An 11,677-nucleotide genomic window follows, 5' to 3' on the forward strand; every position below is an offset into this window, starting at 1 on the left:
AAATCACTGCTAAACGGTCCATGGGGGATGTCGGCCGGCGTCGATTGGGGCAGACTGGGCGCGTGGAAGCCGGGCAATTGCTCAACGGCCGATACCTGCTCGCCGAACGGCTGGGCGAGGGCGGCATGTCGGTGGTGTGGCGCGCGCACGACCGGGTGCTGGGCCGCGAGGTCGCGGTCAAGGTGCTCGCCTCCCGGCTCGCCGCCGACGCGGACTGGCGGCGGCGCATCCGGCTGGAGGCTCGCGCGGCCGCGCGTCTTTCGCATCCGAACATCACCAACGTCTACGACTACGGCGAGACGGCGGACGACATCCCGTTCGTCGTCATGGAGCTGCTGCGTGGCCCGACGCTCGCCGAGCGCCTCCGCGGCGGCCCGCTGCCGCCCTCCGCCGCGGTGCGCATCTGCGCCGAGGTCGCCGCCGGCCTGGCCGCCGCGCACGCCGAGGATCTCGTACACCGCGACGTGAAGCCCGCCAATGTCGTACTCACTCCGGACGCGGCGAAGGTCCTCGATTTCGGGATCGTCGGGTTCGTCGGGATTCCCGACCCGCCGAGCGACTCGGTGCGGGTCTTCGGCACCGCCGCCTACCTGGCGCCCGAGCGCCTGGTCTCGGACGAGGTCATGCCCGCCAGCGACGTCTATGCGTTCGGGCTCCTGCTCTACCGCTGCCTCACCGGCCGGCTGCCCTGGGACGCGGAGTCCAACACGCAGATGGTGTCGGCCCACCTGTCGGTCCCGCCCGAGCCGCTGCCCGACCTGCCCGGGGTGGCGCCCGAGGTGCGCGAGCTGTGCATGAGCTGCCTCGCCAAGGACCCGGCGGACCGCCCGGCCGCCGTCGTGGTCGCCGCCCGCCTGGCCCAGGCCGCGGGCATCGTTCCGCGTTTCTCGGTGGTACTGCAGGAGCCGGCGCCCGGCACCCCCGTCCCGCTCGACCACTCGACCGAGCTGCTGGCGCCGTCATCCGGGGCGTCGCTCCCGCCGGTGTCCGCGCCGATGGGGACGTCCGCCGGCGACGCCGAGCCGGTCGGCCCCGACCCGGGCGCCGAGCCGGACGGGCCCCGGAGGGAGCGCCGGCGGGTGCTGGTCGGCGTCGGCGCGCTGGTCGCGGTCGCGGCATTGCTGGTGGCGTTCACGCTGAGCCGCTCGGGCGACGAACCGCGGCTGGAGGCCGGTGGCGCGCCCACCGAACCGCAGGCGGCGGGCCCCGCACCGGCCTCCGGCGACGAGACCGGGCCGTCACCGGCCGTGTCGCCCACCGGCGTCGCGACGACCGCGACGCCGGGCGCGGGAGGGCAGGGCGGCGGCCGGCCGGACGACCAGGCCGGCCGGAACGACCAGGGCGACCAGAACCACCAGGGCAACCCGGCGCCGGGCGCGAACCTGCCGACCGAGGGCGGGTTGATCGTCGCGGCGTGCGGCGGGAGCGGGGGCAAGGTCAGCGTGCAGCAGGTCGTGCCGGCCGAAGGCACCGCGCTCGTCTCGGCCGACCTCGGGCGGCACACCAAGGCGCGCGTCGAGTTCAACCGGAGCGGGCAGCGGCTGCGCTACGTGGTGGCCTGCTCGGGAGGGGCGCCGATCGTCATGGTGGCGTAGCGCTGTGTGACCGGCGGGATAGACGGGCGGGAAAACGCCTCGCTGCCTGCGGTACACTGCGCATATGACCCGGGTAGTCCGGCTTCTTAGCGAGCCGTGCTGACGCACCAGCTGCGACGGCACGGCGACCCCTCCTGCGCGAGGGGTTTTTTCATGCCCGGACAATTCTAGGAAACCCGAGACCTGAGGTGGGGACAGTCATGAGCGAGGCAGTGACCGACGGGGCGGTCGACATCCCGCCGTACCGGTACACCGCGGCGATGGCGGCGGAGATCGAGGCGTGCTGGCAGGACTACTGGTCCGAGAACGGCACCTTCCACGCGCCCAACCCGACCGGCCCGCTCAGCGACCCCGGCCACCCCCGCGCGGGCGCGCCCAAGCTGTACGTGATGGACATGTTCCCCTACCCGTCGGGCGCCGGCCTGCACGTCGGGCACCCGCTGGGGTACATCGGCACGGACTGCTACACCCGGTACTTCCGCATGGCCGGGTACAACGTGCTGCACCCGATGGGCTTCGACGCGTTCGGCCTGCCAGCGGAGCAGTACGCGGTGCAGACCGGCACCCACCCGCGCACCACGACCGAGGCCAACGTCGAGCGGTACCGCACGCAGCTGCGCCGCCTGGGCCTGGCCTACGACGACCGGCGCAGCGTCGCCACGACGGACACCGACTTCTACCACTGGACCCAGTGGATCTTCCTGCAGATCTTCAACTCCTGGTTCGACGCCGGGCAGCAGCAGGCGCGCCCGATCGAGGAGCTGATCGAGGAGTTCAACAGCGGCGAGCGCCCGACGCCGGACGGCCGCGCGTGGGAGGAGCTGTCCGCGGTCGAGCGCCGCCGGCTGGTCGACGACCACCGGCTGGCGTATATCTCCGAGGCGCCGGTGAACTGGTGCCCGGGCCTGGGCACGGTGCTGGCCAACGAGGAGGTCACCCCGGACGGGCGAAGCGAGCGGGGCAACTTCCCGGTCTTCAAGCGCAACCTGCGCCAGTGGATGATGCGGATCACCGCGTACGGCGACCGGCTGCTGGACGACCTGGACCGGCTGGACTGGCCGGAGAAGGTCAAGTCGATGCAGCGCAACTGGATCGGGCGGTCCCGCGGCGCGCACATCGACTTCCCGACCGAGTCCGGCACGCCGATCCGGGTCTTCACCACCCGCCCCGACACCGTGTTCGGCGCGACCTACATGGTGCTGGCCCCGGAGCACGAGCTGGTCGACGAGATCGTGCCGGCGGCCTGGCCCGCCGGTACCGACGCGGAGAAGTGGACGGGCGGGCACGCCACCCCCGCCGAGGCGGTCGCGGCCTACCGCGCCTTCGCCGCGAGCAAGACCGACGTCGAGCGGCAGGCCGACGCCAAGGAGAAGACCGGCGTCTTCACCGGTGCGTATGCGACCAACCCGGTCGACGGCCGCAAGATCCCGGTCTTCATCGCCGACTACGTGCTGGCCGGCTACGGCACCGGCGCGATCATGGCGGTGCCCGGCCAGGACGAGCGCGACTGGGAGTTCGCCGAGGTCTACCACCTGCCGATCATCCGCACGGTGCAGCCGAGCGCGGGCTTCGACGGCAAGGCCTACCTGGGCGACGGGCCGGCGATCAACTCGGGCTTCTTGGACGGGCTGGGCGTCGCCGAGGCCAAGGCGAAGATCATCGAGTGGCTGGAGGCGAACGGTCACGGCGTCGGGGCCATCACCTACCGGCTGCGGGACTGGCTGTTCAGCCGGCAGCGGTACTGGGGCGAGCCGTTCCCGATCGTCTACGACCAGACCGGCCTGCCGATCGCGCTGCCCGAGTCGATGCTGCCGGTCGTGCTGCCCGAGGTGGACGACTTCTCGCCGCGCACGTTCGACGTCGACGACGCCGACAGCATGCCGGAGACGCCGCTGTCGCGCGCCAAGGAGTGGGTCGAGGTCACGCTGGACCTGGGCGACGGGCCGAAGACGTACACCCGCGAGACGAACGTGATGCCGCAGTGGGCCGGCTCGTCGTGGTACGAGCTGCGCTACCTGGACCCGTCCAACGGCTCGAAGCTGGTCGACCCGGCCAACGAGCGCTACTGGATGGGCCCGCAGCGCCCCGGCGACGTCGGCGGCGTGGACCTGTACGTGGGCGGCGTCGAGCACGCGGTGCTGCACCTGCTGTACGCGCGCTTCTGGCACAAGGTGCTGTTCGACCGCGGCTTCGTCTCGTCGGAGGAGCCGTTCCGCAAGCTGTTCAACCAGGGCTACATCCAGGCGTACGCGTACAAGGACGCCCGCGGCGTGTACGTCGAGGCCGAGAAGGTGGAGGAGCGCGAGGCCGGCAAGTACTACTTCGGCAACGCCCCCGTCCAGCGCGAGTACGGCAAGATGGGCAAGTCGCTGAAGAACGTTGTGACGCCCGACGAGATGTGCGAGCGGTACGGTGCGGACACCTTCCGCGTCTACGAGATGTCGATGGGCCCGCTGGACGTCTCCCGCCCGTGGGAGACCCGCGCGGTCGTCGGCGCGCAGCGGTTCCTACAGCGGGTCTGGCGGCTGATCGTCGACGAGCAGACCGACGCGCTGCGGGTGACCGACGACGCGCTGGACGACGAGACCCGCCGCCTGCTGCACCGCGTCGTCGACGGCGTGCGGGTCGACATCGAGGAGATGCGCTTCAACACCGCCATCGCCAAGATGATCGAGCTGACCAACCGGGTCACGCAGGTCTCCGCGGCCGGCACGCCGCGCGAGGTGGCCGACCCGCTGGTCCGCATGATCGCGCCGTTCGCGCCGCACCTGGGTGAGGAGCTGTGGCAGCGGCTGGGCAACGAGTCCTCGATCGCCTACGCCGGCTTCCCGGTCGCCGACCCCGCCTACCTGGTCGCCGAGTCCGTGACGTACCCGGTCCAGGTCAACGGCAAGGTCCGCGGCAAGATCGAGATCGCCGCCGACGCGGACGAGGACGCGGTCCGCGCGGCGGCGCTGGACGCGGTCGCGGAGCAGTTGGCCGGCAAGACCCCGAAGAAGGTCATCGTGGTCGCGGGCCGCATGGTCTCGGTCGTGGTCTGACACGCCTGGCGAGAAGGCCGGTCCGTATCGCTTCGGACCGGCCTTTTCTTCGGGCTCGGGGGCTACTTCGAGACCGCGGACAGGCGCTCGTTGCGCAGCGCCGTGGGCCAGCGGTCGTCGATCGGCTCCATCGTCTGGCCGGTCGACCAGCGCAGCAGCAGGTCGGCGATCGCGGGGTTGCGGGCCAGCGCCGGGCCGTGCGAATACGTGCCCAGGATCCGGCCGTTCCAGGCGCCCTCCGACTGGCCGTCGTTGCCGATGCCCGTCGTCACCCGCGCCAGGGGCTTCACGCCCTGGCCGAGGTGGGTGCGGCCGCCGTGGTTCTCGAAGCCCGTCAGCATCGGCAGGCCCAGCGCCGGGTGCATCTCGCCGGCCAGCTCGCCGACCGCCCGGGTCTCGCCGCGGTCCGAGTCGATGTCGAGCAGGCCCAGGCCCGGGTACTTCGCGCCCTTCGCGAAGAACGAGTGGCCGAGCAGCTGGTAGCCCGCGCACACGGCGAAGACCGTCGCGCCGCGCTCGACCGCCCGGTGCAGGCCGCCGTCGTTGGCCAGGCGCTGCGCCGCCAGGGCCTGCGGGCCGTCCTCACCGCCGCCGAGCAGGTACACGTCGCCGTCGGTCGGGACCGGCTGGTCGGCGCGCACCTCGGCGCACTCGACCGGCAGGCCGCGCAGGTCGGCGCGGCGGGCCAGGATGAGCAGGTTGCCGCGGTCGCCATATGTGGAGAGCAGGTCCGGGTACAGCCAGATCAGGCGCAGATGGGACTCAGTTGACACGGTCCAGCTCCGCTCGGATGTCCTGGAATGCGGTGTAGTTGGCGATGACCTCGAGCCGGCCCGGCGGTACCAGGGAAAGGGCCTGGCCGAACGAGCGCACGTGCTCGAAGCGCACCTCGTTGACCTCGAGGCGCACGGCCAGGTCCATGGCCCGGTCGCCGGTGATCAGCACGCGGCGGCCGCGCAGCGGGGAGAAGTCGACGTCGTAGAGCCACGACGTGTCGAGGCCGTCGGGGTCCCGGGCGTTGATGGACAGCAGCGTCGGCACGTCCTCGGCCATGTCGAAGGACTCCAGCCAGCCGGCCGGGTTCTTGGCCAGCAGCAGCCGGATGCTGCGCCCGTCGCGGGCCACGACCGCATAGCGGCCGGCGACCGAGGCGACCTTCGCCAGCTCCGGCACCGCCTTCGCCGGCGGTACGCCGAACTGCGCCGCCACGGCGAGCGCGGTCGCCGCGTTCGCGCGGTTCACCCGGCCGGGCAGCTGCAGGACGATGTGGTGGTACGTGCCGGTGTCGTCGACCACGCCGTCGCCGCTGATCGTCCAGTGCGGCACCGGGCGGCTCAGGTCGCCCTCCGCGCACGCCCACCGCTCGCCGTTGCGCTCGATCGAGCCGCCGCACTCCGGGCACACCCAGGAGTCGTCGTGGAAGCGCTGGCCGGCGGCGACCCAGGTGACCCCGGTGCCGTCGGCGATCGCCTTGCCCGCCGCCCAGACCACCATCGGGTCGTCGGCGTTGGCGACGAGGTGCAGGCCGCGGCCGGGCAGCGCGTCGCGCCACATGGCCGCCATCATGGCGACCTCCTTGGCCCGGTCGAGCTGGTCGCGGCTCAGGTTGAGCAGCGCGACGACCTTCGGCCGGGTCTGGTCGAGCACCTGCTTGAGGTAGTGCTCGTCGACCTCGAGCACCGCATACGGCGTGGTGCCGGCCTTCGCCAGGGCCGAGGTGTGCCCGGTCGGCATGTTGGCGCCGAGGCTGTTGGTGGCGACCGGGCCGAGCACGCCCATCGCCGCCGCGGTCAGCCGGGTGGTGGTCGTCTTGCCGTTGGTGCCGGATACCAGGGCGATCTGCCGGCCCGCGGCGAGCTCCGCGAGCAGGTTCGGGTCGATCATCAGGCCGATCCGGCCGCCGATGACCGAGCCGTCGCCACGGCCGGTGGCGCGTGACAGCGCGGCGGCACCGCGCGACAGTGAGGTGGCGAGCTTCGCCCGCATCGGCAGCTTGTTGTCCGTCATCTCGCTTCCACGGTGTTCGGCGATGCGCTGACCCTACCCGGACGGCGCGACGCTCCCAACGGGACTACGGGCTCTCCGTGACCCCCCACTTCCCTCCACCGCGGCCCCGGAAACGCCGCCCCGCGCGGAGAAGACTGCCTCGCTGAGCCTTTCGCCCGAATTTCGGGCCCTCGGGAACACCCTCCACCGATCGGGCACGCCCGGGGTCCTCCACCCGTCCTCACCCCTTCTGACGTGGGAATTCTTCACCAGCGCCCGCGCCGGATCGGGCGGTTTTCCGTTGACGGTGGAGGGAAGTGGAGTACAGTGGAGCGCGATGGCGGAGCCGGGGGGCTCGGCCGGCCCCGGGGGGAACCGTTCGCGGTGGGAAGGGGTGGATGCCGCATGTTTTTGGGCACCCACACTCCTCGCCTGGACGAAAAGGGCCGGTTGATCCTGCCGGCCAAGTTTCGGGACGAACTGGCGGGAGGTGTCGTGATCACCAAGGGACAGGAGCGCTGTCTCTACGTGTTTCCCGGCGCCGAATTCGCCCGGATCGCCGAACAGCTTCGCGCCACGCCGATGACGAACAAGGCGGCCCGCGCCTACAGCCGGGTGTTCTTCGCCAGCGCACACGACGAGGTTCCTGACCGGCAGGGCCGGGTCACCATCCCGCAGCATCTTCGCGAGTATGCCGGGCTGGACCGCGAACTCGTCGTGATCGGGGCGAGCACCCGGGTGGAGATCTGGGATCGCCAGGCCTGGGACAGCTACCTCGCCGAGAGCGAGGAGGACTTCGCGGGCATCGAGGAGGGAGTGCTGCCGGGAGGGCTGTGAGGTCCAACTGCAGTAACCGACTTTGAGGCCGCCGTACCGGCAGCTCTCCAGCCGCTCAGAGTTTCTCGAAGTCCTGACGTCACTTCCCCGGCGCCAGGGCGGAGGAGCGGATGGGGAGCTGGCGGTACGGCGCTTGCGCACTGGGCAGGTTCAGCACCACGGCGGGCCGCGAACCCGCCGCCGGCAGGGGGTCGACGATGGGGGAGCGGGACGTTCACGTGCCCGTGCTGCTCGAGCGCTGCCTCGAGCTGCTCGCCCCCGCCTTGGCCCGCCCCGGAGCGCTGTACGTGGACGCCACGCTCGGCCTCGGCGGGCACGCCGAGGCGGTGCTGCGCGCCCACCCGCAGGCCCGGCTGCTGGGCCTGGACCGCGACCCGCAGGCCCTGGACCTGGCGGGCCGGCGGCTGGCGCCGTTCGCCGACCGGATCCGCCTCGTGCACGCCGTCTACGACGAGCTGCCCGAGGTGCTCGCCGGCGAGCGGATCGACGCCGGACTGTTCGACCTGGGCGTGTCGTCGATGCAGCTCGACGACGTGGAGCGCGGGTTCGCCTACGCCCAGGACGCACCGCTGGACATGCGCATGGACCAGACGCGCGGCATGACCGCGGCCGAGGTGCTCAACACCTACAGCCACGGCGAGCTCGCCCGGATCCTGCGCGTGTACGGGGAGGAGAAGTTCGCCTCCCGCATCGCCGCGTCGATCGTCCGGGAGCGGGAGAAGTCGCCGCTGAACAGTTCGGCCCGCCTTGCCGAACTGGTCCGCGAGGCGATCCCGGCACCGGCCCGGCGCACCGGCGGGCACCCGGCCAAGCGGACCTTCCAGGCGCTGCGCATCGAGGTCAACCGCGAGCTCGCGGTCCTCGAGCGGGCGATCCCCGCGGCGCTCGACGCGCTGCGGCCCGGGGGCCGGCTGGTCGTGCTGTCGTACCAATCGCTCGAGGATCGCCTGGTCAAGCAGGCGATCGCGGAGCGGACCCGCTCGACCGCGCCGGTCGAGCTGCCGTTCGAGCCGCCCGGCAGCGAACCGGAGCTGCGGGCGCTCACCCGGGGGGCCGAGCTCTCCGGCGCGGCCGAAACAGCGGCCAACCCGCGCGCGGCGTCCGTGCGACTCCGCGCGGTGGAACGCAAGAAACGTCCGAATCCAACAGGAGACCGGACAAACACATTGGGGGAGGTGTGATGAACGTGACGACACTGCCGGTCAACCGGCAGGGCAGGGCTCAGCAGGGTGCACCGCGGTCGGGGGGCCGGACCACGGCGCGCGCCGCTGAGGAGATCGAGCAGCAGCGACGGGACAACCCGATCGACGGTGCGACGGCACTGCAGCCGGAGCACGAGACCACGAGGCCGGGCGCCGTACCGCAACGGCACGCGCCCGAGACGAAGCAGACGTCCCCGCGGCTGCGGGTGGCACCGCCGGCACCGGTCAGTGCGCCGCGGGCGCCCTTCGTGGCACTCGTACTCGTGCTGGTGCTCGCCGGCGTCGTCGGCATCCTCGTGCTCAACACGCGGATCGCCGAGAACGCCTTCAAGCTCGACGCGTTGAAGACCAAGCAGAACAACCTCGACCACGACGAGGAGCGGCTGCGCAGCGACCTGGCCAACAAGGAGTCGCCGGTGACGCTCGCGTCGCGGGCGAAGCAGCTGGGCCTCGTGCCGTCGAGCACGCCGGCCTTCCTGGTGCTGCCCGACGGCACCAGGCTGGAGATGCCCGGCCCGAGGAAGTAACGCAGGGAACCACCCAAGTCCATAGTGGACGGACGAACGGAAGTCGGGACGATGGCTGGCGACACTTCTGATCGGCGGGGCGGAGCCGAGCGGCGCGGGGGCGCCGAGCGCAGGGATGCCGCCGGTCGCGGGGGTGACGCCGGCCGGCAGCGGACGGGCGGTCGCGCCGGCGCGGGGGGTGCCGGTGCCTCCGCCCGTTCCCGCACGGGGGGCGGAAAAGCCGAAGAGCGCGGCAACGGTACCGCGGAGCCGGTGCTGCGCGGCACCATGTCCGAGGCCAGGCGGTACACCCCGCGCGGGCGCTCGGTCCGCGACGCCTCGGTCGAGGCGGGCGGGCGCAAGGACCCGTTCCGCCCGGCCCTGGAGGTGATCCAGGGCGGCCGTAGCGAGCAGCCGCGCCGCACCGATCCCAAGCGCTCCGGCGGCGCTCGCGGCAACGGTACGCAACGGACCGCTCCACTCCGCGCGGACGACGCCCCAGCCGGTGTCGATCGTGGTAGCGATACGCAACGGAGCGCTACGGTCCGTGGCACCGGCGGCCGCGCGGGTGGTGCCGAACGAACGGTTCCGATCCGGACAGGCGGCAGGAGCCGGGCCGGGCTTCCGCCGAAGGGTGGCGCGCGCGGCGCGGGGGTGCGAGGCGCGGGCGCGAGAGCCGCGACGCCCGTCCGCAAGCCGCGGCGGCAGAGCCGGGTCAGGGTGCCGCGGCTCGCGCACCGCCCGCGCACGCCCAAGCTCGCCGAGCCCCGCCGCCGGCTGCGGCTGGCCACGGTCCTGGCGCTGGTCATGTTCGCCGCCATCGGGGTCCGGCTGGTGCAGCTGCAGCTCACCGACGCCAGCGCGTATGCCGCCGAGGGGCTCAAGGACCGCCTGGTGCGGGCCGTGCTGCCCGCCTCCCGCGGCGCTATCCTCGACCGCAACGGCAAGATCCTCGTGCACTCGGTCGAGACCCGGTACGTCGCCGCGGACCCGATGGCCGTGAAGGACCCCGAGGCCCTGGCCGACAAGCTGTTCGCGATCCTGGACAAGTACGGCGTGCCGCGCTCCGACCTGGTCCGCAAGCTGACGCCGCACAAGACCGCCAACGGCAAGACCGACGTGCGCTTCGAGTATCTCGCGCACCAGATCGACGTGGCCGACGGCCAGCGCATCGCGGCGCTGCGCGTCGGCGCGCTCAAGGTGGCCCGCGACGAGCGCCGCGAGATCCCCGGCTACGACCTGGCGTCCAACATCATCGGGTTCACCTCCCGCACGGATCTGTCCGGGCAGCTCGGCATCGAGAAGCAGTACGACTCGGTGCTGCGCGGCGTCGACGGGCTGCACGTCTACGAGCACGGCGAGGGCGACCTCGACAAGCCGCTGCCGGACGGCTACGAGGAGCTCAAGCCGGCCCGCCCGGGCAGCTCCGTCGAGCTGACCATCAACGCCGACCTGCAGTACTCCGTGCAGAGCACCCTCGGCGAGCGGATGGGGGCGCTCAACGCCTACTTCGCCAGCGCCATCGTGCTCGACGCGCACACGATGGAGGTCATGGCGATGGCGAGCTACCCCTCGTTCGCCCCCGCCGACCTCGGCCGCACGCCCCAGGAGCAGTGGAAGGACCAGTGCACGGCGACCGTGTTCGACCCCGGCTCGATCCACAAGGCGATCGTCATGGGTGCCGCGCTGCAGGAGGGCATCATCACCCCGAGCAGCACGATCACGGTGAACTCGAAGGTGAAGAAGGGCGACACCACCTACACCGACCACCCGCCGCAGAAGGACGGCACCCAGATGACCATCCCGGGCATCCTGGCGCTGTCGTCCAACGTCGGCACCATCGCGGTCGCCGACCGGCTGGGCAAGGACAAGCTGTACGAGTACCAGAAGAAGTTCGGCCTGGGCGAGCGCACCGGCGTCGGGCTGCCCAACGAGTCGCCCGGGCAGCTGCTGCCGCCGGACAAGTGGACCGGCTCCAGCCCGGGCTCGATCCCGATCGGCAACGGCGTGGCGACCACGGCGATGCAGATGGCGGCGGTGTACGGCGCCATCGCCAACGACGGCCTGTGGGTGCAGCCGACGCTGGTCCGCAAGATCATCGCGCCGGACGGCACCGTGTCGAAGCCGCCGGCCCAGCAGACCCGGCGGGTGCTCGACCCGCAGGTGGCCCAGGAGCTGCGGACCATGCTCGAGGGCGTGACCACGCTGGACGACGCCACCGGGCACCAGGCGGCGATCCCGGGGTACCGGATCGCGGGAAAGACCGGAACGTCGAAGCTGCCGCAGAACGGCGGGTACGCTGACGGCGACGTGGTGTCGTTCATCGGCATGGCGCCGGCCGAGGCGCCCCGCTACGTGGTCGCCGTGATCGCGCACGTGCCCGGCGGGGCGGGCGGCTCGGTGGCGGCGCCGGCGTTCAAGGAGATGATGGCGCTGACGCTGTCCAGTTTCGGTGTCCTGCCGACCGGCACCGAACCGCCGAAGCTCACGATCTACCCGTGACACCGGCT

The 11,677-nt window shown here is 72.1% G+C and carries 7 protein-coding genes and 1 pseudogene; 6 read left to right on the forward strand and 2 right to left on the reverse strand.

Annotated features, from left to right (window positions below; translation table 11 throughout):
* The first annotated feature begins 62 nt into the window (after positions 1-62).
* Together ACGFI8_RS31605 and leuS are read left to right on the forward strand one after the other, a co-directional pair.
* On the forward strand, positions 63-1,595 hold the full coding sequence (locus ACGFI8_RS31605) for a protein kinase (RefSeq protein WP_392810442.1): 1,533 nt from the start codon (positions 63-65) through the stop codon (positions 1,593-1,595).
* Between the two features lie 200 nt (positions 1,596-1,795).
* Positions 1,796-4,636, forward strand: coding sequence for a leucine--tRNA ligase (gene leuS / locus ACGFI8_RS31610; protein ID WP_392810443.1), 2,841 nt, complete (start codon positions 1,796-1,798; stop codon positions 4,634-4,636).
* 62 nt (positions 4,637-4,698) lie between these two features.
* On the opposite strand, the gene ACGFI8_RS31615 is transcribed toward leuS, so the two are convergent.
* The gene (locus ACGFI8_RS31615; RefSeq protein ID WP_392810444.1) at positions 4,699-5,409 is read right to left on the reverse strand and encodes a type 1 glutamine amidotransferase; all 711 of its coding nucleotides are present in this window, start codon (positions 5,407-5,409) and stop codon (positions 4,699-4,701) included.
* Positions 5,399-6,643, reverse strand: coding sequence for a MurT ligase domain-containing protein (locus ACGFI8_RS31620; RefSeq protein WP_392810445.1), 1,245 nt, complete (start codon positions 6,641-6,643; stop codon positions 5,399-5,401). Before ACGFI8_RS31620 ends, ACGFI8_RS31615 begins: the two co-directional genes overlap by 11 nt.
* 384 nt (positions 6,644-7,027) lie before the next feature.
* On the opposite strand from ACGFI8_RS31620, the gene mraZ reads away from it, so the two are divergent.
* From mraZ to ACGFI8_RS31640, 4 genes and pseudogenes are all read left to right on the forward strand, one after another.
* Positions 7,028-7,459 carry a division/cell wall cluster transcriptional repressor MraZ gene (gene mraZ / locus ACGFI8_RS31625; RefSeq protein WP_392810446.1) on the forward strand — a complete coding sequence of 144 codons (432 nt, stop codon included), beginning with the start codon at positions 7,028-7,030 and terminating at the stop codon, positions 7,457-7,459.
* 197 nt (positions 7,460-7,656) lie between these two features.
* A pseudogene (rsmH, locus tag ACGFI8_RS31630) lies at positions 7,657-8,586 on the forward strand (16S rRNA (cytosine(1402)-N(4))-methyltransferase RsmH); the annotation flags it as partial.
* Positions 8,587-8,639: 53 nt separating this feature from the next.
* Positions 8,640-9,188 (forward strand): hypothetical protein, encoded by a 549-nt coding sequence (locus tag ACGFI8_RS31635; protein ID WP_392810447.1) that lies wholly within the window; start codon positions 8,640-8,642, stop codon positions 9,186-9,188.
* A gap of 699 nt (positions 9,189-9,887) precedes the next feature.
* Positions 9,888-11,669, forward strand: a complete 1,782-nt coding sequence (locus ACGFI8_RS31640) for a peptidoglycan D,D-transpeptidase FtsI family protein (RefSeq protein ID WP_392810448.1) — start codon at positions 9,888-9,890, stop codon at positions 11,667-11,669.
* Positions 11,670-11,677 lie beyond the last annotated feature (8 nt).

Origin of the sequence: Dactylosporangium sp. NPDC048998, from assembly GCF_043197855.1 — a bacterium.
GTDB lineage: Bacteria > Actinomycetota > Actinomycetes > Mycobacteriales > Micromonosporaceae > Dactylosporangium.